This window comes from Micromonospora sp. URMC 103 (assembly GCF_051386435.1).
Classification (GTDB): domain Bacteria; phylum Actinomycetota; class Actinomycetes; order Mycobacteriales; family Micromonosporaceae; genus Micromonospora.
Window position 1 is genome coordinate 317772 of sequence record NZ_JBPQTR010000005.1, and the last position, 24980, is coordinate 342751.

The following is a 24980-nucleotide window of genomic DNA, read 5'->3' on the forward strand; positions in this document are numbered from 1 at the left end:
GCCCGGCGGTCGTCACGGGACCGGCTCGCCGACGGGGGCGAGGCTGGTCACCCCCAGGCCCGCAGCCTCAGGCAGCACGACCGTTGCGCCTTCGTAGCGCATGCCCCCGGTCACGGCGCCACGTTCGAGCCACCAGACCGCGTCCAGGTCGCTGACCACGCTGGTGCCGTACGCCGCAACGAGACTGGCGGCCGCGCCGACGCCGATCTCGGTCTCCAGCATGGAGCCGACCATGGTGCCCATCTGCTGGGCTTCGGCGAGTTCCAGCAGCGTGCGGGCCGGCCGGAGCCCACCGGACTTGGCCAGCTTGACGTTCACCATGTCGGCCGCCCGGCGGCGGATCACCTCGACCAGATCGGCGACGCCGAAGACCGCCTCGTCGGCCATGATCGGGGTTTCGACCCGGTCGCTGACCCACGCCAACCCCTCGAGGTCCCGGTGGTGCACGGGCTGTTCGACGAACGCCACGCCGGTGCCCGAATCCTCCAGCGCGCGGATGACCCGTACCGCCTCGCGAGGGGTCCACCCCTGGTTGGCATCGAGACGGATCTCGACATCGGGGCCGACCGCCGCCCTTACCGCGGCGACCCGGGGCACATCACCGCCGGCGTCGGTCCCCACCTTCACCTTCAGCACCCGGTAGCCCTCCCGGATCCGCTTCGCGGCGGCATCAGCCAGACCGCGGGCGTCACCGGCGGAGACCGTCACGTCGGTCGGCACGGTGAGGCGGGCACCACCGAGCAGGTGGGGCAGCGGCACCCCGAGCCGGCGGGCCGCCAGGTCGTGCAGGGCGACGTCGACGGCGGCCTTCGCCGACTCGTTGCCGATCACCGCCGTGGAGACCGATCGGCAGTTCCCGATCAGATCCTCGGCCGCTCGCCCGACCAGCAGCGGTCGGAAGACCTGGGCCACGCACGCCTCGGCGCTGGCCAGCGAGGACCCGGTCACCGTCCAGACCTCCGGGGCCTCGCCGAAACCTGACCGACCGTCATCGTCCACGATCTCGACCACGACGGTGGACACGCTCGTCAGCCGAGCGAGCGCGGTCACGAACGGCGTGTGAAGCGGAGCGACGAGACGGTGGGTGCGGATCTCACGGATTGTCACAGGGTTCCTTCCTGACGACCGCCAGGCCTCGACCGGAAGCGGCGGCGAGCAGCTCGTGTTGCTATGCGGTGGGGCGCCGCGCGTACACCTCTATCTCGATCTTCATCCGCGGGTCGGAGAGACCGCACACCAGCATCGTGGCGGCCGGCCGGACGTCGCCGAAGTAGCGGCGCAGGACAGGCCAGCACGGCTCGAAGTCCTCGCGGTCGGGCAGCAGGTAGCGCACCCGCACCACGTCGGCGACGGTGCAGTCGGCCTCGGCGAGCGCGGCCGCGATGTTTCGCAGGCACTGCTCGGCCTGCTCCACCACGTCGTCGGAAATCGTCATGGTGGTGTAGTCGAACCCGGTCGTGCCGGACACGTGCACCCAGTCGCCGTCCACCACGGCCCGGGCATAGCCGATCTGCTCCTCGAACGTGGAGCCGCTGAGGATCATCCGTCGCTCTGTCACCAGCGGAACGCTAAGTGACGAGCGGGGATACGTCCAATACAGCCTGGGGCATGACGTGATATCTCTAGGCGTATGGCGCGCCCCGAACTTCCCCTCGCGCAGCTGCACGCGTTCGTCGTGCTCGCCGAGGAACTCCACTTCGGCCGCGCGGCCACCCACCTGGGCATCGCCCAGCCGCCTCTGAGCCAGCAGATCCGCCGCCTGGAGGACAAGGTCGGCCACGCGTTGTTCAGCCGCGAGCCGGGACGCGTCATGCTCACCCCGGCCGGCCGGGAACTGCTGCCCGCGGCGCGGCGGGCGCTCGCCGACCTCGCGGACGGTCTGGCCGCGGCCCGGGCCGTCGGCAGCGGCGAGGCCGGCCGCCTCCGGATCGGCTTTGCCGCCTCCCTCGCCCTGACCGTCCTGTCCGACCTGCTGCGCACCTTCCGGCAGCGGTTTCCCGCCGTGCAGCTGGACATCCGTGAGATGACCACTGCGCCGCAGATCGCCGCCCTGCACGACAGGACCATCGACGTCGGCCTGCTGCGCGAGCCCCCCGCCGTCGAGGCGGAACTCGGATTCCGGACGGTGCTCAGCGAGCCCTTCGTGGCGGTGCTGCCGGCCACCCACCCGCTGGCCGCCCGACGGGCCGTGCCGCTCGCGCGGTTGGCGGACTCGCCGTTCGTGCTGCTGCCCCGTGCGGTCGGCCCACAGCTGTACGACCAGATCACCGGCCTGTGCACCGCGGCAGGCTTCACACCGCGGATAGTCCAGCACGCGGTGGAGTGGCAGACCGTGTGCGCGCTCGTGGGGACGGGTCTGGGCGTCTCGCTGGCCCCGGCGAGCATCCGACGTATCCGCCTCGAAGGCGTCGCCTTCCGCAGGGTCGAGCCCGGCGCCGCCCGCACGCGAGTGGCCGTCGCCTGGCGCAGGACGGACCGAAATCCCCTGGTCAGACACTTGCTGGCGACGGTCAGCCAGGACCCACCGGACCGACCCTGAGGACAGCCACGACGATCAAAACAGGTCGATGTCTTGACGGGTGGGGCGGGATGTGACGTAGTGAATCGAGCGGTTCGGGTCGATATCGGCCCGCCACAACGGGCCGCGACGTCCAGGAGGTTCTCCGTGTCTTTGTCTCGCCGCCAGTTTCTGTCCCGCTCGGCCGGAGCCGGCCTCGCCGTGACCGTGGCCGGCTCGGTCGACGCGCTGTTCACCGCGGCGCCCGCGCTGGGGGTGTCCGGCCCGGAGGCCGGGTACGGTCCGCTCGTGCCGGACCCGGCCGGCATGCTCGACCTGCCGGTGGGCTTCCGCTACACGGTGTTGTCCCGCGAAGGCGCCGTCCGGCCGGACGGCGGCATCGTGCCGAGCCGGTTCGACGGTATGGGCGCCTTCGCCGACAGAGCGCGTGGCACCCGCCTGGTCCGTAACCATGAGTGCTCGCCGACCGCGGCGATCAGGGTCGTGGCTCCGCCGGACCGCACGTACGACCCGGCCGCCGCGGGCGGGACCAGCACGATCGTCGTCACGGCGTCGAGACGCGCCGTCTCGGAGCACGTCAGCCTGGGCGGTACGGCCATCAACTGTTCCGGCGGCCGCACCCCCTGGGGCACGTGGCTGACCTGTGAGGAGACCGAGGACAAGGCGGGCGCCAACGGGTACACCAAGGACCACGGCTTCATCTTCGAGGTCGACCCGTACGACGATGCTCGCAACACCGGTCCGACACCGCTGACCGCGATGGGCCGGTTCCAGCACGAGGCGGTCGCGGTCGACCCGCGCACCGGCATCGTCTACGAGACCGAGGACGCGTTCGTGGCGCCGCTGGGCAGCTTCTACCGCTTCCTGCCGAACCGGCCGCTTCGCGGTCACGGCAGTCTGCGGGCAGGCGGCGTGCTGCAGGCTCTGCATGTCCCGGGCCTGCCGGATCTGTCCGTGGTGACCGAGGCGGGCGCGTCCTTCTCCGGCATCCGGTGGCTCGACGTGCCGGACCCGCTGGCGACGACGGAGTCGGTCCGCGCGCAGGACTACGCCAAGCCGATCACGGGTGGGTACAAGCTCGAGGGCGCCTGGTGGGGTGCGAAGGACCACTGCGCCTACTTCGTCTCGTCGTTCGCCCGGCGTGAGCTGGGCTCGGCCCGCGACCACGACGGCCAGGTCTGGCGGTACGACCCTCGAGCCAACACTCTGCGCCTGGAGACCATCTTCACCCGCCCCACACCGGCACCGGAGAACCCGCCGTTCGACGCCCCGGACAACATCTGCATGTCTCCGTATGGTGGCCTGATGATGTGCGAGGACGGGGTCGGTGACCAGCACATCCTGGGTACGACCGCCGGCGGCGAGGTGTTCGTGTTCGCCCGTAACCGGGTCAACGTCGGCACGGCGGAGGACCCGGCGTACGGGGAGCTGGCCGGCGCGGCGTTCTCCGCCGACGGCCGGACCATGTTCTTCAACGTCTACAACCCGGGCATCACGTACGCCGTGACCGGCCCCTGGAACCGTCGCCAGGGCTGACGCCGCAACCACCGCGCGTCGTGGCCGACCTGCGCGTGCTGCCTGCTACACGTCGGTTGCGGCGTCGGTGGTGACCGGCTGTCGGAGGATGGTCCGCTGCTTGTCGGGTGCGACCCTGCGGAAGTCACTGAGGTAGATCTCGTGGTGCGTGCCGACCATGCGGAAGCCGTGGTCGGGGATGACCTCGTGATGCAAGTGCGAGAGCACGTCTGCTTCGTCGTCGAAGGAGCCGACGTGCAGCGTCTGCACGCACCGCCCCTCGGACAGCGTCTCCAGACGGACGTCCTTGAGGCGTGCCGGCTGGTGCTTCGCCCGGACCTGTTCGACAGCGGTGAGGACCATGGTCCGGTCGATCCAGTCCGGGACCATGAGCATCAGCGTCCAGTCCCACCGCGACTTGTCCCGCGCCACCGTGAAGGACGCCATGTCCTCGGCCCACCACAGGCCCTCCAGGGGCGGGACCACGTAGTCGCGCCCGAGGTCGCCCTTGCTGGCGAACTTCAGCTTGTACGCCACCGGGTAGAGCGCTTCGACCGCCTCGGTGAAGGCGGGCGAGGTGTTGGGGTCGCCGTGACCGTCGATCATGAGATATCGCATGTCGGGCACGTCAACGACCCGGAAGCGGCCCCGTTGTGCCTGGTAGGCGTCGAGGGTCTTCTTGAAGTCAGTCTTGTTCGTCATCGGACACCCGGGCTCGGGCGGCGAGCCACTGCCTCTCCGCCTCCATGAGGCTCAGCGAGTACGAGAACACTTCGTCCGCCGCCGGCGGGAGAGGCGGCTGCGCCTCTCGCGCCGCCTGGACCGCGCCGATCCGGGCCTCGATCCGCGCCAGTCGCTCACGCAGCGCCTGCAGGTATTCCCGCTCCGAGAGCAGGGACAGGTTGGCGAGGCCGACCAGCAGCGGTTGCGGGATCGGCCGTGGCTCGGCGACGAGGCGCAGCGCGTTGCGGGACGCGACCTCGCGGCCTCTGGTGGTGGCGTGGAAGACGCGGCGGGACTTCGCGGCGGTGGGAGCCTGCGCGACGTGCAGCAGGCCGCGCTTCTCCAGCTTGGCGAGCAGGTAGTAGATCGAGGAGAAGCCGATGTCGGTCCACTGCCGTATGCCGCGTTGCGCAATCACCTGCTCCAGGTCGTAGCCGTGCTGTGGGCGTTCGATGATCAAGCCCAACACGGTCAGCTCGGCGGGCGTCAGCTCCACGCCTTATTCTAGCGCTGGAATAGGGGCTACGTGCCGACCCGCCCGACGAGGGGTCTGACATGCTTCGCCCATGCCTTCCTACCCGCCCACCTTCGCCGATCGGGTCATCGCACAGCCGGCCCGCGCCCAGTTCGAGGCGTTCCTCGACGAGCACCGCGGCGCGCTCCACGGCTGCCTGGACGGGCTCACAGAGGAACAGGCGCGCCGGTCGTTGGTGGCGTCCCGGACCACGCTGCTGGGTCTCGTGAAGCACGCGACGTTCGTCGAGAAGGTCTGGTTCGACCAAGCGGTCACGGGCCGGTCGCGCGCGGAGATCGGCATCCCTGCGGCGTCGGAGGAGTCGTTCGTCCTCGATGACGGTGACACGATCGCCAGCGTCCGACACGCACACCGTGAAGCCTGCGACGCATCACGCCGTGCGACGTCCACCCTCGGTCTGGACGACATCCTCCACGGGCACCCCCGGGGCCCGCTTCCGCTGCGATGGGTTTATCTCCACGTGTTGCGGGAGCTCGCCCAGCACTGCGGGCACGCGGACATCCTTCGGGAGCAACTCGTCAACGAGTAGGGCGCGGACGACCGTGCGCGGGCTGCCTCGCCGCGTCGGTCAGCCGGCGAGCTGGTCGCGGCGGCGGGTGAGGTAGGCCCGCTCGGCGGGGTTACCGGCGAGACCGATGGCCCGGTCGTACGCCGCCCGCGACTCGCCGCCGCGCCCGAGTCGCCGCAGCAGGTCGGCGCGCGCGGCGTGGAAGGCGTGGTAGCCGTCGAGGACCTTGGCGAGCCGGTCGACCTCGGCGAGCCCGACCCCGGGGCCGTCCACTTCGGCGACCGCGACCGCCCGGTTGAGCCGCACGATCGGCGAGGGGTCGAGCAGCACGAGGCGGCCGTAGAGCGCGGCGATCGTGGACCAGTCGGTGTCACGGGCGGACGGGGCATCCATGTGAACCGCGTTGATCGCGGCCTGCATCTGGTATCGCCCGGGCGGGTCACCGCCGGCCGCCACCGCCTCGACCCGTTCGCGGATCAGGGCTCTGCCCTCGGCGACGAGGGCGCGGTCCCACGCGCCGCGGTCCTGCTCGTCGAGGGTCACCAACTCCCCGGTGCGGGACACGCGCGCCGGCCGCCGGGCGTCCGTGAGGAGCATGAGGGCAAGCAGGCCGGTCACCTCGCCGTGGTTCGGCAGGAGAGTCCGGAGCAGGCGGCCGAGGCGGATCGCCTCGTCGGTCAGGTCGACGCGCACCGCGTCGTCCCCCTCGCTGGCGAGATAACCCTCGTTGAAGACGAGGTAGACGACCGCGAGCACGCCGGCGAGCCGCTCGCGAACGTCGTCGGCCGAGGGCACCCGGTACGGAATGCGTGCGGCCTTGATCTTCGCCTTGGCCCGGGTGATCCGTCGCGCCATCGTGGTCTCCGACACCAGAAAGGCGTGGGCGATCTCGGCGACCGTGAGGCCGCCGAGCAGGCGCAGGGTGAGCGCCACCCGGGCCTCCGACGCGAGCGCCGGGTGGCAGCAGGTGAAGATCAGTCTGAGCCGGTCGTCCTCGACCGGGCCGGTCGGGTCGGGAGGGGTGTCGTCGCGCACGATCAAGGCCGCCTGGTGCTTGGCGTCGCGCTGCGATTCGCGACGCAGCCGATCGATGGCCTTGCGGGCAGCGGTGGTGGCGAGCCAACCGCCGGGGCTGGGCGGTACCCCGTCACGTGGCCACCGCTCCGCGGCCGCTACGAACGCCTCGGCCGTCGCTTCCTCGGCGACGTCGAGGTCGCCGAAGCGGCGCGTGAGACCGGCGACCAGCCGCGCCCACTCCTCCTGGTGGGCACGAGTGATCGCCTGCTCGACGGTCGGACCGGTCACGGCGCCAGCAGCGTTCGGACGGGTCCCGCGGTCCGGAAGGGACGCACCGCGGCCGGTCCGTGGACGGACAGCACCGCGTTCACTTCCCCCCGGAGCCGTTACGCGGGGACTCTCCGGGCCCTCTGAACCGGTGCACCTCCTGCGGCCAGTCGAGTGCGGTCGCGAGCCTGCCGGCCCAGTATCGGGCCGTCGCGTCGTCGGGCACGTCCACGACGGCGAAGCCGCCGAGGTGCTCCTTGGTCTCGACGTACGGGCCGTCGGTGAAGACGGGTTTGCCGTCGACCGCCTCGACGCTGCACACCGCGGTGGACCGGTCGAGCCCGCCGTTGCTGAAGATCAGGACACCCTCGGCCCGCATCTCCTCGATCACGGCTCGGCCGGCCACGCCCTTCGCGCGTACCTCCTCCGCCGTGTGGTCGGGCACCCACTCGTCGTTGAAGGTGATCCGGTACTCGGTCACTGGTCGTCTCCTCTCAGTCCCCGGACGAGGGCTTCTCCGACTCCTCGTCCGGCGGCCCGGCCGGTCACCGCACACTCGTTCCACGAGCGGCTGCGCCTCGATACGACAGCATCCGGGAAACAGCTTTCAGGACATGCCGAGGATGGACCGATCTGCCGGGAGAACCACTGAGAAGTCTGCCCAAGCCGACGACGCGGACGCGGTGTCACGACAAGCCTGTCGATTTCCAGCGGGCGGCAAAGCGAAAGGCAGGAAGACACGCTCCCTGCCACTTCTAACGTATACCGCACCGGGGGGCTTGCGGCAAGACCCCCGTGGTGCCGCAGAATCGTCGGCCCGAGGCCGCAACCTGCGGAAACGAAGGGGTTCGGAGCGGAGTTCCGCGCCGTCCGACCGGGCGGAGCGGCCGGCCGACTCCGCAGAGGGAGGCAACCAGGGGTGAGGACGCGTCCGGCACGAGGTTCGGCAGTGCGGACGCGCCGGTGACCGGATCGGCCAGTGCAGTGTGACGGAGCAGGGTTGCCTCGGAGGTATGGCAGTGATCGAGCAGTACGTGTGGGATCTACATGATGTCGACGAGACGCAGGTCGCGGTCGTCGGCGGCAAGGGCGCGCACCTGGGCGGGCTGTCGCGGATCGACGGTGTCCGCGTACCGGCCGGGTTCTGCGTGACGACGACGGCCTTCCGGCGGATCATGGCGGAAGCGCCGTCGATCGACGACCTGCTCGATCGGCTGTCGCGCCTGAGCCCGGACGACCGGGAGGCGATCCGCGCGCTCAGCGCGGAGATCCGTCGGCGCATCGTGGGGACCGCCGTCCCGGACGACCTCGCGGCGGCGATCAGCGGCGCGCTCGCCCGGTTCGGCGAGCGAGCCGCCTACGCCGTCCGGTCGAGCGCGACGGCGGAGGACCTGCCGACCGCGTCCTTCGCCGGCCAGCAGGACACGTACCTGAACGTCGTGGGGCCGGCCGCGATTCTCGAGCACGTGAGCCGGTGCTGGGCGTCGCTGTTCACCGAGCGCGCCGTGACCTACCGCCTGCGGAACGGCTTCGACCACCGGAAGGTCCACATGGCGGTGGTCGTGCAGCAGATGGTCCTCCCGGATGCGGCCGGCGTCCTGTTCACTGCCGATCCCGTCACGGGCAACCGGAAGGTCGCGACGGTGGACGCCAGCTTCGGACTCGGCGAGGCCCTGGTCTCCGGCCTGGTGAACCCGGACGTCTTCACGGTGCGCGACGGCAGGATCATCGACCGGGTGGTCGCCGCCAAACAGCGTGCCGTTCAGCCCCTGCCGGCCGGCGGGACGCGTGAGGTGGCGATCGACCCGCAGCGGCAGGGGCAGCCGGCGCTGACGGATGCGCAGGTCGTGCGACTCGTGCAGCTCGGCCGACGGATCGAGGCGCACTTCGGTCGCCCGCAGGACATCGAATGGTGCCTGCTCGACGACGACTTCCAGATCGTGCAGAGCCGGCCGATCACCACGCTGTTCCCCATTCCCGCGGCCCCCGACGGGGAGTACCACGTCTACCTCTCCGTCGGTCACCAGCAGATGATGACCGACCCCATGAAGCCCCTGGGCATCTCCGTGTGGCAGCTGACGGCCATGGCGCCCATGCAGGAGGCGGGCGGAAGGCTGTTCGTCGACGTCACCCGGCGCCTGGCGGCGCCCGCGAGCCTCCTGGAGATGGCGGGGAGGTCCGATCCGCTGACCAGGGACGCCCTGGAGACCGTCCTCGACCGCCACGACTTCGGCCCGGCGCTCCCGGACGCCGGTCCCGCCGGGCCGCCGGTCAGCGGCGCGCCCGCCCCGATCGAGACCGATCCGGCCATCGTCACCGAGCTGATCGAGCGCAGTGAGGCGTCCATCGCGGCCCTGCGGCGCGACATCCGGACGAAGAGCGGCCCGGAGCTGTTCGACTTCCTGCTGGAGGCCTTCCAGGAGCACAAGCGGGTCCTCGGTGATCCGCTGAGCATGAAGGCGATCATGGCGGGGATGGAGGCCACCTGGTGGCTCAACGACCGGTTGCAGGAATGGCTGGGAGAGAAGAACGCGGCGGACACGCTCACACTGTCCGCTCCCCACAACGTCACCTCGGAGATGGGACTGGCGCTGCTCGACGTCGCCGACGTGATCCGCCCGCACCCGGAGGTGGTGCGGTTCCTGCAGGAGGTCGAGGACGAGGGCTTCCTCGACGAGCTGCCGAAACTCCCGGGCGGGACGGAGGCGCGTGACGCCATCGAGGCCTACCTCGACCGTTACGGGATGCGGTGCGTCGGCGAGATCGACATCACGAGGCCCCGCTGGAGCGAACGGCCCAGCACGCTCGTGCCCCTGATCCTCGACAACGTCAGGAACTTCGAGCCGGGCGCCGCCGGGCGGCGCTTCGAGCAGGGGCGGCAGGAGGCGCAGAAGAAGGAACAGGACGTGCTCGCACGCTTGCGGGCCCTGCCGGACGGTGAGCGCAAGGCCGACGAGACCAAGCGGATGATCGACCGGGTTCGGACCTTCATCGGCTACCGGGAGTACCCGAAGTACAGCATCATCAGCCGCTACTTCGTCTACAAGCAGGCCCTGCTGGACGAGGCCGCGCGCCTCGTGCAGGCCGGCGTGCTCCCCGAGAAGGAGGACATCTTCTACCTGACCTTCCAGGAACTCCACGACGCCGTGCGCACGAACAGCGTGGACGGCCGACTCATCCGGCAGCGCAAGGACGCGTTCCGGTCGTACCGGTCACTCACACCGCCCCGGGTGCTCACGTCCGACGGCGAGGCCGTCACCGGAACGTACCGGCGCGACGACGTACCGGCCGGTGCCCTGATCGGCTTGGCGGTCTCAGCCGGAACCGTCGAGGGACGGGCGCGCGTCGTCCTCGACCTGGCGCAGGCGGATCTCGAACCGGGCGACATCCTGGTCACCGCCTACACCGATCCCAGCTGGTCGCCCCTGTTCGTCGCCGTCAGCGGCCTGGTGACGGAGGTCGGCGGCCTGATGACCCACGGCGCGGTGATCGCTCGGGAATACGGTCTGCCCGCCGTCGTCGGCGTGGTGGATGCCACCCGGCTCATCCGGGACGGCCAGCGGATCCGCGTGCACGGCACCGACGGGTACGTCGAGATCCTGCCGTGAGGCTAGCCAGCTCCTGAGGGTGAATGGCCACGGCGTAGGTAGGCGTGACGACGAAGGCCCCTGGTTGTCGAGTGGAACCGTCGAGGAACCGCTCCGGCAGCCAGGAGGCCTTCGCGTCGCACGTCGAGGCTGCTGCGATGATGGACCGTCATGCCCGCGCGTGCCGCAGGGCCCAGTCGAGGGCGTAGTCGGCGATCTCCTCCCAGCCCTTCTGCGCGGGAAGCAGGTGCGCGTAGCCGTCGTACTCCTTGACTTCGGTGACGGCGTGGGACCTGTAGTGCTTGGCGTTGGCCTGCTGGACGGCCGGCGGCATGACGTGGTCCTCGCTGCCGGAGACGAACAGCAGCGGCGCCCGGTCGTCGTTGTGGTAGTCGACCCAGGTGTCCTGGTGTCCGGGCTGGAAGTTGGCCAGCACGCCGCCCCACACGATCCCGCCGTTCGCGGGGACGTGATAGCGCTCGTAGAGGGCCTGCGACTCCTCCTCCGTGAACGTGTTGGTGAACGCGTACTTCCACTCGTCGAACGAGAGCCCCACCGCCCTGTGCCGGTTGGCCGGGCTCCTCAGCACCGGGAGCGTGGACTTGACCTGCGACAGCGGTACGACCCGTACCCCTTCGGTCGGCGCCGAGTTCATCGCGACGCCCGCGGCCCCGAGGCCTCGGTCGAGCAGGAGTTGGGTGAACGTCCCGCCGGCCGAGTGGCCCATGATGATCGGCGGCGCGGCCAGCTCGTCGATGACGGCCGTGAGGTGGTCGACGATCTTGGGTACGGTCAGCTCCATGATCGGCGTCGGGTCGGCGTTGAGGGCCTCCACCTCGACGTCGAGGCCGGGGTACGCGGGTGCGAGCACCCGGAATCCCCGCTGCTCGTAGTGGGTGACCCAGTGCTCCCAGCTGCGCGGAGTGAGCCAGAAACCGTGGACGAGGACGATGGTGTCGGGGGTGGTCATCGTGAACTCCCTAGGAAGCGCAGGTCGTCGGAGGTCGCTGCCGATGCCTCGGCACCGGGTCGCACTCCTGGGACAGTCCCGCGGGGCAGGTACACCCTGACGACAGGAGGGCCGGCTGTGGTGTGACAGCTACCGGATGTGACACCCGCCATGCCTCGCGGCCGGCCCGTCCGCGCCGTCGTCGGGGCTTGTGTGTCCGGCACCGGGCGCAGGGCGAACTGTGCCCCGCAGGTCGGACCGGCGGTCACCGGCTCGCGGCGCCGGCCAGCAACTCGTCGACCTCCGCGGCGGTGGGAGCGGTGGCGGGCCCGCGCCGCGTGACGGCCAGCGCCGCCGCGGCGTTCGCACGACGGACGGCCCGGACCGGGTCGAGACCGGCCACGAGAGCCGCGACGAACGCCCCTACGTGGGCGTCCCCGGCGCCGTTGGTGTCCACGACGGTCACCGGGAAGGCCGGCACGCGCAGGGACCGCCCGCCCGTGGCGAGCACGGCGCCCTGCGGCCCGACACGGACGAGCACGCCGACCCGTCCGGTGCGCTCCGCCAGGGTCACCGCGGCTGCCTCCGGATCGCTGCGGTCGGTGAGCAGCCGGGCCTCCCGTTCGTTGCAACTCCACCAGTCGGCCCGCTCCCGGGCCGCCGTGAGGACGGACGCGGGTATCTCGGCGACCAGCGGCCCGGGGTCGACGACCACGGTGACCTCCGGCGGGACCGTGGGCAGCCAGGCCGCCAGGGCCGGACCGTTGGAGGGGTAGGCGAGGCTGTAGCCGGAGACGTACACGACGTCGCCGGGGCGCAGGTCGACCCGGGCCAGGTCCGCCGGCCCGAGCCGCGCCTCCGCGCCGACGCTCGTGGCGAACGTACGCTCGCCTTCCGGGTCGACCAACGCGACGCTGAACCCGGTGTCGATCTCCGGTAGCGCCGGTTGCACGAGATCGATGCCGGCCTGGGCCAGGTGCTCACGGGCCAGGTCGGCGAACGGTCCGGTGCCGTGCATCCCGGCGTACGCCACGGGCAGCCCCTGACGCGCGGCGCTCACCATGACGTTGAGCCCGCCCCCGGCGGTGATCCGGCTGCCGGAGGCGAGCACGTCACCGCCCACCTCCGGCAGGTGCGGGAGGTACATCACCACGTCGACGACGACGTTGCCGGTGTGCACCAGCCGGGGCGACCGCGCGGTCACTGCCGTGCCCCCGCGGTCGCGTCGGCCGCGTCCCCTTCGGGCAGCACGTGCCCGGAACGGTCCGTCGTGTCACCGCGTCGGGCGCTGCGGGCGCCGAGCAGCAGGTACAGGGCGCCGGCGACGACGAACGCCGCGACCCAGCCGAGACCGTTCGTGCCCAGCCAGGAGTCCGCGAGGGGACCGCTGAACCAGACGTCGTCCGCCGAGGTCGAGGCCGTGAGGAACAGCAGACCGACGACCGTGCCGGCCAGCCACGGCAGTACGGCGCTCCAGCGGAACCCGCCCTGGTACCAGTAGACGCTGGTACGGGTGGTGTCCATCAGTCCGCGCGGGTCGTACTGCCGCCGGAAGAGCATGTCGGCCAGGAAGACCGCGACCCACGCGGTGATCGGCACGGCGAGCAGCGAGATGAAGGTGATGAACGGCCCGTAGAAGTTGCCGGCGATCAGCATGAAGTAGATGCCACCGGCCAGGGTGAGCACGATGTCCAGGCCGACGGCGATCACCCGGCGGGTCCGGATGCCGAGGGTGATCATGGTCAGGCCGGCGGAGTAGACCGAGAGGTTGTTGGACAGCAGCAGGCCACCGAACGCGGCGAGCAGGTACGGCACCGCCATCCAGGACGGCAGCATCACCTGGATCGCCGAGACGGGGTCGCTGGCGGAGGCGAGGCGGCCGTCGCCGGCGGACAGGAGGCCGCCCAACCCGATGAGCAGGAACAGCGGGATCCCGGCGCCGGCCGAGGCTGCCGCCACGATGCGCCCGCCCGGCACGTTCCGGTGCTGGTAGCGGGCCATGTCGGCGCCGGCGTTCGCCCACCCGATCCCGGTGCCGGCGGCGATCACGCCGATTCCGGCGATGACGACGCTCAGCGGGGCGGCCGGGGCGTCGAGCGCGGCCTGCCAGTCGACCCGGGTGATCAGGAACGCGGCGACGAGGATGTTCAGCCCGCCGAAGACGTACGTCGCCCACTGCTGGATCCAGACCAGCGTGGCGTGTCCCAGGCCCGAGACGACCAGGGTGAGCGCCACGAAGGCCAGCAGGGAGATCACCGTCAGCACGGGATTCGCGGTGAGTCCGAACGCGATGTCCAGCAGTGCCAGCAGCGCGTACGCGGCGGTCGTCGTGTTGACCGTCTCCCAGCCGACCCGGGACAGCCACGAGATCACCGTCGGCCCGTGGTTGCCGCGGGGTCCGAAGATCGCGCGGGACAGCGTCATGCTGGGCGCGCCGCCCCACTTGCCGGCCACGCTGATCAGGCCGACGAGGGCGAAGGAGCCGAACGATCCGACCGCGGCGACCAGCAGCGCCTGCCAGATGTTCATGCCGCGCAGCGCGACCAGGGTGGCGCCGAGCGGTAGCCCCAGGATGGAGATGTTGGCGGCGAACCAGACCCAGAAAAGCTGGCCCGGTCCGCCCGTGCGCTCGGCGGGAGGCACCGGTTCGATGCCTCTGGTCTCGATGGCGCCGACCCGGTTGGCGTCGGCCGGGATCGTGCCGGTCAGGTCCGTCGTGGACATCGTCGTCCTGCCTTTCCTGCGGTGCCGGCCGTCAGCGGTGCTGACGGAGAGCGAGCAGGCCTGTCGCCAGGTCTGTCAGTGGGAGATGGTTGGCTTTCTCGATCGTTTCCCGGGCGGCGCCGGGGAAGGAGTCGACGCCGTGTCCGGCGCCGGCGATGGCGCCGACCATGGCGGCGATCGTGTCGGTGTCGCCGCCGAGGCTCGCCGCGAGCAGGCAGGCCTGCCACGGGTCGTCGGGGTGGACGGCGAGCACCGCGAAGGCCGCCGGCACCGACTCCTGGGTCGCCACGCTCGTACCCACGAGGTGGTAGATCAGGTCGGCGGCGTCCTCCGGCGTCCGTCCGGCGACCAGCTCCGTGGCCCAGGAGATCCGGGTGGCGATGTCCGCCGCCGCGACCCAGTTGCCTCGGCCCGAGGCGAGACGCGCCGCGCGTACGGCGGTCGCGGTCGCCGTCGCGGCGTCGGCGCCGTCCAGGCCGGCGCTCACCGCGGCGGCCACGGCGGCCGCGCCGGCGAGGGCGACGCCGGTGTTGTGGGTGACCCAGCTCGCCTCGACGACCCGGTCGACGAGCAGGTCCAGGTCGGTCGCGGGTACGGCGATCCCGACCGGGGTGATCCGCATGGCGGCGCCGTTCGTCGTCCCGAACCGGCCGGCCTCCTCGAGCGGGCGGCCGGCGGCCACGGCGGCGACCGCGGCTCGTGTCGACGGACCGAGCAGATCGAGCGAGCCGCGTCGGCGCATGTCGTCCTCCCAGGCGAGCAGCGCCCGGGCGAGGCGGTGCCCGTCGACGCGGCCGCCGCCGTCGAGAAGGAGTTGTCCGAGCAGCAGCGCCTGTTCGGTGTCGTCGGTCACCGACCCGGCGGGCATCGCGGGCGCGATCGGCTGGTCCGCGGGCCCCGGCTCGAAACCGGACAACCGGCCGTAGCGGGCGAGGATCCGCTCGCGCGGCAGGGACTGGGTCGGCATGCCGAGCGCGTCGCCGACGGCGAGCCCGGTCAGGGCCGCGGTCGCTCGCGATCCGATCGTGACGGCGGGCGGGGGAGTGTTCATTCCGATGCCTCTCCGAAGCGCAGGTGCAGCCGGAACCGGGCCGGGTCCAGCAGGCTCTCCACGTGCTCGACGAATCCGCCGGCCGCGTCGCGGCTCAAGCGACGGGTGCGGAGGTAGAGGTCGTCCGTGGTGCAGCCGAGCAGTTGGGCGTCCGACTGCGTCACCCGGGCCAACTCCACCCATTCCTCGCCCTGCGCCGGCACGAGGCCGGCCGAACGCAGCGCCGCGTACAGGGACCCGGTGAGTCCACGTTCGGGCAGCTCGCGCAACGGGCCGACAGCGGGAATCCGGCTCCGCTCGATCGAGATCGCCGGGCCTCCGTCGAGAGACCGGAGCCGGTCGATCGCCACACACTCGGCCGAGGGCAGACCGAACCGTTCCGCCAGCTCAGGCTCCTGGACCAACTCGAGACGCAGCATGCGTACCGTCGTGGGGACGCCCTGCTCGGCCAGGGCGCGGGACCAGCCCAGCCGGTCGTCGATGGCGCGGCCGTCGAAGGTCACGAACGAGCCCTTGCCGGAGCGGGTCTCGATAAGCCCCTGCTGGCTGAGGTCGGTCAGGGCCTGGCGGACAGTGTTCCGGCTCACGTCGAACCGGGTCGCGAGAGCGTGCTCACCGGGCAGCTGGGTGCCCGGGGCGAGCTGGCCACCACGGATCTCCCGGGCGAGCTGCTCGGCGACCCGCTGGTGCTTCAGCTTGAGAACCTGTCCAAACATGTTCAGCAGAGTAGCTCTGGCCTGCGCCTTCGACAACACCAAAGATCTTTCGGCGAGCGACGCCGCCGCCGCTGCCGATCCGGTGTTGCGCGCTTAGGCTAATGCCATTAGCCTATAGCTAACACCGATAGCCAACTTGGGAGAAGCCCATGACCGAATACCTGACCGTCGACGCCGGCACCCTCGCGTACGAGGTGACCGGCGCGTCCGGACCACTCGTCGTGCTCGCCCACGGCATGGGTGACAGCCGGGAGGCGTACCGGTTCGTGGCGCCGCGCCTCGCGGCCGCCGGCTACCGCGTGGCCGCGGTCGACCTGCGGGGCTGCGGCGAGTCGAGCACGGGCTGGCCCTCCTACAGCCGCACCGACATCGCCGGCGACCTGCTCGCGCTCGTCCGGCACCTCGGTGGCCCGGCCGTGCTGATCGGTCACTCGATCTCCGGCGGAGCCGCCACCGTGGCGGCCGCCCAGGCGCCCGACCTGATCACCGGCATCGTCGAACTGTCACCGTTCACCCGCAAGCAGTCGATCAAGCTGAGTGACCTTCGCGTCGGCCGCTTCCGCAAGGGCATGGCGCGACTGCTCGGCGCCGGCCTGCTGGGCAGCGTCCCGCTCTGGCTCCGCTATCTCGACACCGCCTACCCGGGAAAGAAGCCGGTCGACTGGACCGCCCGGACGGCCCGGATCGACGCCATGATGCGCGAGCCCGGCCGGATGAGGGCGATGCAGAAGATGGGCGGGTCGGCGCCGGTCGACGCCGGGGCACAACTGGGGAACGTACGCTGCCCGGTGCTCGTCGTCGAGGGCTCGCTCGACCCGGACTGGGCCGACCCGCGGGCCGAGGGGGAGGCCATCGTGGCCGCGCTGCCCGCCGGTCTGGGCCGGCTCGAGGTGATCGAGGGCGCGGGTCACTACCCGCACGTCCAGTACCCCGACGAGGTGGTGTCGCTGGTGCTGCCCTTCCTGCGGGCGAACGCCCGGGCCGACACCGCGTCCCGGTAAGCACCACCAGCGTGCGGCTGGCGCATCAGCCGGCGGTCCCGGTTGACCCGCTTTGACCGATCGCCGCCTGGGTCAGTCGCCAGGCGGCGGAGATCAGCCCGATGTGCGAGAACGCCTGGGGGAAGTTCCCCAGTTGCCGCCCGGTACGCGGGTCGATCTGCTCGGCGAGGAGGCCCAGGTCGTTGGCCCGACCCGCGATGCTCTCGAACAGCGTCGCGGCCCGGTCCCACTCGCCCGCGAGCGTGAGGCACTGCACCAGCCAGAAGGAACAGAGGACGAAGCCCGCCGAGTCGTGGGGCCAGCGCCGGACCAGCCCGTCGGTGGTGAGGTCGCGTTCGACGCGGTCGATCGTCGCGCGCATCCGCCAATCGGTGGCGGGAAGGAACCCGACGAGGGGCAGGACCAGTGCCGAGGCGTCGAGTTGGTCGATCCCGAAGGCCCCGGTGAACGCGCCCACACGGGGATTCCACCCGTCGCGCAGGATGGCGTCGCGGATCTCGTCGCGCGTCGTCGCCCAGCGCTCCAACTCCGCCGGACTGCCCAGACGCTCGCCGAACCGTACGGCCCGGTCCAGCGTCACCCAGCAACCCACCTTGGACGTCAGGTGGTGCCGCAGGTCGTCCCGCAGCTCCCAGATCCCCGAGTCCGGCAGACGCCAGGTGTTCATCGCCTGCTCCACGAGGTCCCGCAGCAACCGCCGTACGTCCTCGGAGAGCGGGTCGAGATTGTTGCGGAGCAGCCACGCGGCGTCCACGATCTTGCCGAGCACGTCCTGCTGCCGCTGGTGCCAGGCGTCGTTGCCGAGCAGCACAGGACCCGATCCGATGTGTCCGCCCAGGGCGTCGAGCCTGCGTTCGGTCAGGTCGCGTTCGCCCTCGACGCCCACCATGATCGGTACGGGTTCCAGCCCGACGTCGCCGATCGCCTCGGCCATCCACTCGAAGAGCCGGACGGCCTCGACCGGGCAGGCCGCGATGGACAGGGCCCGCAGGGTGAGGTTGAAATCGCGCAGCCACACGTAGCGGTAGTCGTAGTTGTCGTTCCCTTCCGGCCGCACGGGTACGGAGGTGGTCGCCGCGGCGACGACGGGGCCACCGAGCTGGTAGGTCAGGCCCTGCAGGATCAGGACGTTCCGGCGCACCAGCGGCGCGTAGAGCCCCGGGTAGCTGTGTGTCGCCGCCCAGGAGTGCCACGCCTCGACCGTGTCGCTCAGCGCCGCCGGCACGTCGGCCGGCATCGGCTCGGGTTGGTGGTAGGTCGACGAGTAGGCCAGCGAGAAGGTTTCCCGCTGGCCTGCCTCGACCAGGAACGACGCCGACGCGTCGGTCCGGTGACGGTCCACCGGCACGGTCGCGGTCATCCCGAGCGTGGCGCCCGTCGCGCTGGCGCTGAGCGTCTCGCCGTGCCAGCGGAGGTGGGCGCGCACCCGGCCGTACTCGAACCGGGGGGCGTAGGACATCACCATCGGCACACGCCCGGAAAGGCCTTCGACCTGCCGTAGGAGAACACAGGGTGGATTCCGCCCGATGTCGTGTCCTCGGCCGCGGTCAAGGGCCAGGGCGTCGGTGATCGAGACGGAACCGTCGCCGGTGGTGAACACCGTGCGCAGCACCAACGTGTCGTCGAGGTAGTGCCGCTGGACGTCGTACTCCCCGGCGGGCCGAATCGACCAGTGCCCGCCGTCGTCGTCGAGCAGCCGGGCGAACACCGACGGCGCGTCGAACCGAGCCGGGCACCACCAGTCCACGGAACCATCGCGGCCGACCAGGGCCCCGGAGCGCCCGTCGGCCAGGTACCCGTAGTCCTCAATATGGCTGGCGCGCATCGTACGCCGCCCCGGGCCGGTCGGTGGGAAGCAGACGAGTCACGTGGTGGCCATCCTTACCACCTCACCTGGTTACGCCCTGACGGATCTTCGTGGAACGGAAACAGTGGCGCGCCTGCCTACCCCGTATCCGGCACACCTAACGCGGGCTACCGGCACATCGTCGGGGACCTCGTCGGTCGGAACAGCCTCATCGACACGGGGGCCCAGGCGAGCGCCGCCGGATGGCCCTCGTGCGCTGATCGTCCCTGTGGAAGAAGCGGTGTAGCAGCGTCTCGCCACCTCACGGGCACCTCAGAAAGAAGCGAATCGTCCAGGCCGCGAGTCCGAATGAACATTCCCGGCGGGCTGACGCGGACCTAGCGTCGGAACCCGCCGTGCAGGGATCCGCCCGCTCGGCCCCCGCACGGCACGGAGAAGATGTGGTCAACGGAATCGGCCCGACGGCGCTGCCTGAGCGCGTCGAGCCCGAGGTGGAGACGCGAACCGACGGCGTCGTCCTGCGTGTCCGACGCGACGGACGTGCCGTCCTCGACGGGGTCCGGCTGGGCATCCGCGTCGGCGGCGTCGACCTGGACGCCGGTTCGGTCCTCCTGCGCTCCCACGACCGCGAGATCACCGACGAGTGGACCGCCCGGTCCGGCAAGGCGACGGGAACCCACCGGTACGCGCATCGCGAGACGGTCCACGAGCTGCGCCACGCGAGTGGCCTCGAGTGGCAGATCCACGTGAGGGCCAGCGTCGACGGGGTGGCCGTCCGCTACGCGCTCGCCCGTCTGGAGGGCCACGGCCGCCTCGACGCCGACCGCACCCGGCTCACCGTCGAACCCGACGCCCGGGTGTGGGCGCTCGACTACCAGACCTGGTACGAGACGCCCCGCTTCGGCGCCGACATGGCCGAGCTGCCGCCCGGCGCCTACGGGCTCCCGCTTCTCGTCCGCTCGCCCCGGGCCGGAGTGTATCTGCTGCTCACCGAGGCGGCGATCGACGGCCGTTTCAGCGGCGCCCACGTCGAGATCCGCGACGGGGGCGAGGCGCGGTTCGCGCTGGCCGACGAGTCGGTCGAGATCACCCGCGGTCCCGTGACTCCCTGGCGGGTGTTCATGATCGGTGACCTCGCCGCGATCGTGGAGAGCCGCTTCGTCGACGAGTTGGCGCCCGCGCCCGACCCGTCGACCGACGCGCGCTGGGTGCGACCGGGGCGCGCCGCCTGGTCGTGGTGGTCGGACTTCTACTCCGGCGCCCAGCTGCACCGGCAGCGGCACTTCGTCGACGTCGCCGCGCGCCTCGGCTGGGAGCACCTTCTCATCGACTGCGGCTGGGACGAGACGTGGGTGCCCGAGATCGTGGCCTACGCGAGCCGCCGGGGCATCCAGGTGCACCTGTGGGCGGTCTGGCACGACCTCGACGGGCCGGAGAACCTCGCGAAGCTCGCCCTGTGGCGCTCCTGGGGGGTCGCCGGCATCAAGGTCGACTTCATGGAGTCCGAGTCGAAGGAACGCTACCGCTGGTACGACACGGTCCTCGCCGAGACCGCCCGGCTCGGTCTGCACGTGAACTTCCACGGCTCGGTCATCCCGCGCGGGTGGGCGCGGACCTGGCCGCAGGTCATCGGTTACGAGGCCGTTCGCGGCAGCGAGTACTACGTCTTCTACCAGGGCACGCCCCTGACCGCCGCGCACAACGTGATCCAGCCGTTCACCCGCAACGTGGTGGGCGCCATGGACTACACGCCGGTCGCGTTCGGCGCGCCGGGGCGGACCACGAGCGACGGCCACGAGCTGGCGCTCAGCGTCGCGTTCGAGTGCGGCATCACCCACTTCGCCGACGACGTCGACGCCTACCTCGCCAGGCCGGACGCGGCGCGGTTCCTCGCCGAACTGGCGCCCGCGTGGGACGAGACGGTGCTGCTCGCCGGCGACCCCGACCACGAGGCCGTTCTCGCTCGCCGATCCGGCGACCGCTGGTTCGTCGGCGGCATCGCCACCGGGCCGGCGCGCCGTCTCACCGTCGCGCTCGACCGGCTGGCGCTCGGGCCGGCCGACGCGTGGATCGTCGGCGACGGCGCCGGGGGCGGCTTGGTCTCCCACCGGCGGACGGTCGACGACAAGCTCGTCGTCGACGTGGCGGACAACGGCGGCTTCGTCGCCATCGTCGCCGCCCGCGGTGTCCGGCTCCACCGCGCCGTCGAACGGCCCGAGCAGGCCGCCCCGCGGGTGGACCCGCCCGTCCAACTGCTCGACCCGGACGGCACGGCCGTCCTGCGGACCGACGGACGGCTGCGACTGCCGCCCGGCTGGTCGGCGGAACACCTCGACGGTGACCGCTGGACGGTCACCGCGCCCACGGCCCTGCCGCCCGGCCGGGCCGGGGTGGTCACGGTCGAGACGCCGGGGGAGGACGGCGTCCCGGTCGTGGCGCACGCCCGCCTCTTCCGACCCCTGACGCCCGGATCCCATCGCCTGTCGGCGCTGACCATGGTCGCGTTCGACAACGAGAGCGGGCCGATCGAACGCGACCAGAGCAACGGTGGCGGCAACCCGGGCGACGGCCGCCGCATGAGTGTCGCCGGCACGGAGTTCGACGACGGGCTCGGCGCGTCCACGCCGTCGCGGATCGCGCTCCACCCGGGCGGCTCGGCCGACCGGTTCACCGCCCGCATCGGTGTCGACGACGAGACCCCCGGCACCGCCGCCCGGATGAGCGTGCACGGCGACGGAACCGAGCTGTTCACCGCCGACGTCCGCTCGGGCGAACCTCCCCTCGACATCGACGTCGACATCCGCGGCGTCGCCACGCTGAGCCTGCACGCGGACACCCTGCCCCACCACGCAGAGCCGGCCCACGTCGACTGGGCATCGGGTCGCCTCCACCGCCACCACGACACCGCCACCACCCCGGCCGAGCACTGAAGCTCGGCCACCCACCAAGGAGAAACCATGCGACACGGCAAGAGATGGATCGCCGCCGCGGCCGTGCTGGCCGCCCTCGCCGCGACCGGCTGCAGCGGCAGCGGCAGCGGCGGGGGAGACGGCAAGGTCGCCCTGAGCTACGCGACGTGGAGCGACGACCAGAAGCCGGCCATGGAGGCGATCGCCAAGGCCTTCGAGGACAAGCACCCCGACATCGACGTCCAGGTGCAGGTCCTGCCCTGGCCCGAGTACTGGTCCACGCTCCAGGTCGGCGCGGCGGGCCGCACCGCACCCGACGCGTTCTGGATGCTCGCCGACCAGTTCCCCGCGTACGCCAAGGGCAACCAGCTGCTCGACATCACCGACGCGGTCAAGGCCGCCGGCGTCGACCTGGCCGCGTACCCGAAGGCCGTCCTCGACCTGTACGACGTCGACGGCAAGCTCTTCGGCCTGCCGAAGGACTTCGACACGAACGCGATCTGGTTCAACAAGGCCCTCTTCGACAAGGCCGGCGTCGCCTACCCGGACGACAGCTGGACCTGGGACGACGCGCGCGAGGCCGCCCGTAAGCTGACGAACCCCGCCGCCGGCGTGTGGGGCATCGCCGCCCCGATCGACCGCCAGGGCGGCTACTACAACAGCATCTACCAGGCTGGCGGCAAGGTGATCGGCGACGACGGCAAGGCCGCCATCGACAGCCCGGAGGCCATCTCCGGCCTGCAGTTCTGGACCCAGATGCACGCCGACGGCCTCTCACCGACGCTCAAGCAGCTCTCGGACACCGAAGCGGTGCAGATGTTCATGGACCAGAAGGTGGCCATGTACTTCTCCGGCTCCTTCTGGGCCCAGCGCCTCTACGGCGACCAGGCGCTGCGCCCCCACGTCGGCGTCGCGCCGCTGCCGAAGGGGAAGCAGCGGGCCACGATGATCAGCGGCATCCTCAACGCCGGGTACGCCGGCACCAAGCACCCGAAGGAACTCGCCGAGTTCCTCATCTTCGCCAGCGGCAAGGACGCGGCGGTCATCCAGGCGAAGAGCGGCGCCGTGCTGCCCGCGTACAAGGACACCCAGCAGGGCTGGCTCGACGCGATGCCCGAGTTCAACCTGAAGGTGTTCGTCGACGCCGTCGCCTACTCGGTGCCGCTGCCGATCGCCGGTGACGCCGCCAAGTGGACCGGTCTGGAGACCCAGTACCTCGGCCCGGCGTGGGAGGGCAAGCAGACCGCCGCCGACGCCGCCCACGCCTACAACACAGCGATCAACGAGGTCCTCGCGCAGTGACCACCGACGTCGGCAGCCCTCCTTCGCGGCAGCGCACCCGCCGCCGCGGGGGAGGGCTGCTTCCCTCACCCGGCTGGGGCTACCTGATGATCGCCCCGGCGCTCATCGGCCTCGTGGCCCTCTACGTCTGGCCGTTCCTCACCACCTTCGGCAAGAGCTTCATGGACGTCCCGGCCTTCGGGCCCGGCACGTTCACCGGGGTCGACAACTACACCGAGCTGCTCGGCGACGAACGCTTCTGGCAGGCGCTGCGCAACTCCGCGCTCTACACGGTGATCCTGCTGCTGGGCGTACCCGTCGCGATCGTGCTCGCGGCGCTCATCGAGCAGGTGGGCCGCGGCCGCGCCCTCTACCGGGTCCTGTTCTTCCTGCCGGTCGTGACCCTGCCGGTCGCGGTCAGCATGGTCTGGCGCTTCATCTACAACGGCGACTTCGGCCTGCTGAACTACGTCCTGTCACTGGTCGGCATCCCAGGGCAGTACTGGGTCGCCGACGCCACGTTCACGATCTACGCGGTCGGCGTCGTCGGCATCTGGATGAGTCTCGGCATCAACCTCATCATCCTCGGCGCCGGACTCCAGTCGATCCCGCGCGACCTCTACGAGGCCTCCGCGCTCGACGGGGCGGGACGGGTCCGCCAGTTCTTCCGGATCACCCTGCCGCTGCTGTCGCCGAGCGTGTTCCTCGTGACCGTGCTGACCGTGATCTCGGCGCTGCAGATGTTCGACCTGATCTTCGTGATGCTCCGCAGCGTCAACAACACGGCGCTCGCCGACTCGAAGACCATCGTCTACCTCTTCTACGAGAAGGCGTTCGTGGAGTTCGACCAGGGCTACGGGGCGGCCATCGCCATCGTGCTGCTCATGGTGATCATGGCAGCCACGATCATCCAGTTCCGCCTGCAACGCCGGTGGGTGTTCTATGACTGATCAGATCCTGCAAAGCAGGCGCAGCGAGCGAGCGCCAGCCGGGTCGAAGGCGTCCCGCCACGGCGAGTGGGTCATCCACCTGGCCCTCGCCGCCGCGGCGGTGGTCATGGTGGCGCCGTTCGTGTGGCAGCTGCTCACCATCTTCAAGTCCAACCGTGAAGCGTCGCAGGTGCCGCCGACGCTCCTGCCCGACGACCCGACGACCGGCGCGTTCGCCACGTTCTTCGGGTCGGTGCCGTTCTGGGCGCAGCTCACCGTGTCGGTGTCCGCGCTCGTGCTCCGCGTGATCGGGCAGCTCACCGTCTCCGCGCTCGCGGGCTACGCGTTCGCCCGGCTCCGCTTCCCCGGACGCAGAATCCTGTTCGGGCTGTTCATCGCCATGCTCATGGTGCCCAGCCAGCTCTTCCTCATCGGGCAGTTCGAGATCATCCGTGACTTCCAGATGCTCGACACCGTTCCCGCCCTGGCGATCCCCGGCATGTTCTCGGCGTTCGGGATCTTCCTGATGCGGCAGGCGTTCATGTCGATCCCCGTCGGGTTCGAGGAGGCCGCCCGCCTCGATGGCGCCGGGCCCCTGCGGACGTTCTGGTACGTCATGCTCCCCATGGCCCGCCCCACCATGGCGGCGCTGGCCGTCCTCACCTCGCTGTACTCCTGGAACGACCTGCTCTGGCCGCTCATCGTGACCCCGCGCGGTGACAAGCGGCCCGTCACCGTCGGCCTGGCCGGCCTCCAGGGGCAGTTCGGGACCGACTACCCGACCCTCATGGCCGGTGCCCTCGTGGCGTCGCTGCCGCTCATCCTCATCTTCCTGGTGTTGCAGCGACAGTTCTTCTCCGGCATCGCCAGCAGCGGCCTGAAGGGCTGAATCGTCGCCGGGCCGTGCCAGACATCGGCGCGGCCTCGCCGGTTCGCCCGGACA

At 71.1% G+C, this 24980-nt stretch carries 21 protein-coding genes; 9 read left to right on the top strand and 12 right to left on the bottom strand.

Annotated elements, in window-relative coordinates; genetic code table 11:
• Nucleotides 1-12: 12 nt before the first annotated feature.
• Both ACSNOA_RS14735 and ACSNOA_RS14740 read right to left on the bottom strand, forming a co-directional pair.
• Nucleotides 13-1107, bottom strand: a complete 1095-nt coding sequence (locus tag ACSNOA_RS14735) for a mandelate racemase/muconate lactonizing enzyme family protein (protein ID WP_436658748.1) — start codon at nt 1105-1107, stop codon at nt 13-15.
• Nucleotides 1108-1168: 61 nt separating this feature from the next.
• Entirely contained in the window at nt 1169-1558 is a 390-nt protein-coding gene (locus ACSNOA_RS14740) for a RidA family protein (protein WP_436658750.1), read from the bottom strand.
• Between the two features lie 72 nt (nt 1559-1630).
• Here ACSNOA_RS14740 and ACSNOA_RS14745 point away from each other — a divergent pair, with 72 nt between their 5' ends.
• Complete coding sequence (locus ACSNOA_RS14745; protein WP_436658752.1) at nt 1631-2539, top strand: LysR family transcriptional regulator; 909 nt, start codon at nt 1631-1633, stop codon at nt 2537-2539.
• 126 nt (nt 2540-2665) lie between these two features.
• A complete protein-coding gene (locus ACSNOA_RS14750) occupies nt 2666-4054 on the top strand; it encodes an alkaline phosphatase PhoX (protein ID WP_436658754.1) in 1389 nt (462 codons plus the stop codon).
• 45 nt (nt 4055-4099) lie between these two features.
• On the opposite strand, the gene ACSNOA_RS14755 is transcribed toward ACSNOA_RS14750, so the two are convergent.
• The gene (locus ACSNOA_RS14755; RefSeq protein ID WP_436658756.1) at nt 4100-4735 is read right to left on the bottom strand and encodes a GyrI-like domain-containing protein; all 636 of its coding nucleotides are present in this window, start codon (nt 4733-4735) and stop codon (nt 4100-4102) included.
• On the bottom strand, nt 4719-5252 hold the full coding sequence (locus ACSNOA_RS14760) for a PadR family transcriptional regulator (protein ID WP_436658758.1): 534 nt from the start codon (nt 5250-5252) through the stop codon (nt 4719-4721). Before ACSNOA_RS14760 ends, ACSNOA_RS14755 begins: the two co-directional genes overlap by 17 nt.
• Nucleotides 5253-5322: 70 nt before the next feature.
• On the opposite strand from ACSNOA_RS14760, the gene ACSNOA_RS14765 reads away from it, so the two are divergent.
• Nucleotides 5323-5820, top strand: a complete 498-nt coding sequence (locus tag ACSNOA_RS14765) for a DinB family protein (protein WP_436658760.1) — start codon at nt 5323-5325, stop codon at nt 5818-5820.
• A 39-nt stretch (nt 5821-5859) separates the two neighbouring features.
• On the opposite strand, the gene ACSNOA_RS14770 is transcribed toward ACSNOA_RS14765, so the two are convergent.
• Together ACSNOA_RS14770 and ACSNOA_RS14775 are read right to left on the bottom strand one after the other, a co-directional pair.
• Nucleotides 5860-7104 carry an RNA polymerase sigma factor gene (locus ACSNOA_RS14770; protein ID WP_436658762.1) on the bottom strand — a complete coding sequence of 415 codons (1245 nt, stop codon included), beginning with the start codon at nt 7102-7104 and terminating at the stop codon, nt 5860-5862.
• A gap of 79 nt (nt 7105-7183) precedes the next feature.
• Nucleotides 7184-7564 (bottom strand): YciI family protein, encoded by a 381-nt coding sequence (locus ACSNOA_RS14775; protein ID WP_436658764.1) that lies wholly within the window; start codon nt 7562-7564, stop codon nt 7184-7186.
• A gap of 532 nt (nt 7565-8096) precedes the next feature.
• Between ACSNOA_RS14775 and rph the strand changes: the two genes are divergently transcribed.
• Nucleotides 8097-10691, top strand: a complete 2595-nt coding sequence (gene rph / locus ACSNOA_RS14780; RefSeq protein WP_436658766.1) for a rifamycin-inactivating phosphotransferase — start codon at nt 8097-8099, stop codon at nt 10689-10691.
• 148 nt (nt 10692-10839) lie between these two features.
• On the opposite strand, the gene ACSNOA_RS14785 is transcribed toward rph, so the two are convergent.
• From ACSNOA_RS14785 to ACSNOA_RS14805, 5 genes are all read right to left on the bottom strand, one after another.
• On the bottom strand, nt 10840-11640 hold the full coding sequence (locus ACSNOA_RS14785) for an alpha/beta hydrolase (RefSeq protein WP_436658768.1): 801 nt from the start codon (nt 11638-11640) through the stop codon (nt 10840-10842).
• Nucleotides 11641-11884: 244 nt separating this feature from the next.
• Nucleotides 11885-12823, bottom strand: coding sequence for a PfkB family carbohydrate kinase (locus ACSNOA_RS14790; RefSeq protein WP_436658770.1), 939 nt, complete (start codon nt 12821-12823; stop codon nt 11885-11887).
• Complete coding sequence (locus tag ACSNOA_RS14795; protein ID WP_436658772.1) at nt 12820-14343, bottom strand: purine-cytosine permease family protein; 1524 nt, start codon at nt 14341-14343, stop codon at nt 12820-12822. Before ACSNOA_RS14795 ends, ACSNOA_RS14790 begins: the two co-directional genes overlap by 4 nt.
• 31 nt (nt 14344-14374) lie before the next feature.
• Nucleotides 14375-15394, bottom strand: coding sequence for an ADP-ribosylglycohydrolase family protein (locus tag ACSNOA_RS14800; protein WP_436658774.1), 1020 nt, complete (start codon nt 15392-15394; stop codon nt 14375-14377).
• The gene (locus ACSNOA_RS14805) at nt 15391-16110 is read right to left on the bottom strand and encodes a GntR family transcriptional regulator (protein WP_436658776.1); all 720 of its coding nucleotides are present in this window, start codon (nt 16108-16110) and stop codon (nt 15391-15393) included. Before ACSNOA_RS14805 ends, ACSNOA_RS14800 begins: the two co-directional genes overlap by 4 nt.
• A 149-nt stretch (nt 16111-16259) precedes the next feature.
• Here ACSNOA_RS14805 and ACSNOA_RS14810 point away from each other — a divergent pair, with 149 nt between their 5' ends.
• Nucleotides 16260-17111: an alpha/beta fold hydrolase gene (locus ACSNOA_RS14810; RefSeq protein ID WP_436658778.1), complete on the top strand. Its 852-nt coding sequence runs from the start codon at nt 16260-16262 to the stop codon at nt 17109-17111.
• 25 nt (nt 17112-17136) lie between these two features.
• Here the strand turns inward: ACSNOA_RS14810 and ACSNOA_RS14815 are convergent, their stop codons facing one another.
• A complete protein-coding gene (locus ACSNOA_RS14815) occupies nt 17137-18936 on the bottom strand; it encodes a glycoside hydrolase family 15 protein (RefSeq protein WP_436658780.1) in 1800 nt (599 codons plus the stop codon).
• Between the two features lie 422 nt (nt 18937-19358).
• On the opposite strand from ACSNOA_RS14815, the gene ACSNOA_RS14820 reads away from it, so the two are divergent.
• Genes ACSNOA_RS14820 through ACSNOA_RS14835 form a run of 4 tightly spaced genes read left to right on the top strand, consistent with a single transcriptional unit; the run spans nt 19359 to nt 24926 of the window.
• On the top strand, nt 19359-21848 hold the full coding sequence (locus ACSNOA_RS14820) for a glycoside hydrolase family 97 catalytic domain-containing protein (RefSeq protein ID WP_436658782.1): 2490 nt from the start codon (nt 19359-19361) through the stop codon (nt 21846-21848).
• A 27-nt stretch (nt 21849-21875) separates the two neighbouring features.
• The gene (locus ACSNOA_RS14825) at nt 21876-23129 is read left to right on the top strand and encodes an ABC transporter substrate-binding protein (protein ID WP_436658784.1); all 1254 of its coding nucleotides are present in this window, start codon (nt 21876-21878) and stop codon (nt 23127-23129) included.
• Entirely contained in the window at nt 23126-24058 is a 933-nt protein-coding gene (locus ACSNOA_RS14830; protein WP_436658786.1) for a carbohydrate ABC transporter permease, read from the top strand. The genes ACSNOA_RS14825 and ACSNOA_RS14830 overlap by 4 nt, the downstream gene beginning before the upstream one ends.
• Complete coding sequence (locus ACSNOA_RS14835) at nt 24051-24926, top strand: carbohydrate ABC transporter permease (protein ID WP_436658788.1); 876 nt, start codon at nt 24051-24053, stop codon at nt 24924-24926. Before ACSNOA_RS14830 ends, ACSNOA_RS14835 begins: the two co-directional genes overlap by 8 nt.
• Nucleotides 24927-24980: the final 54 nt, after the last annotated feature.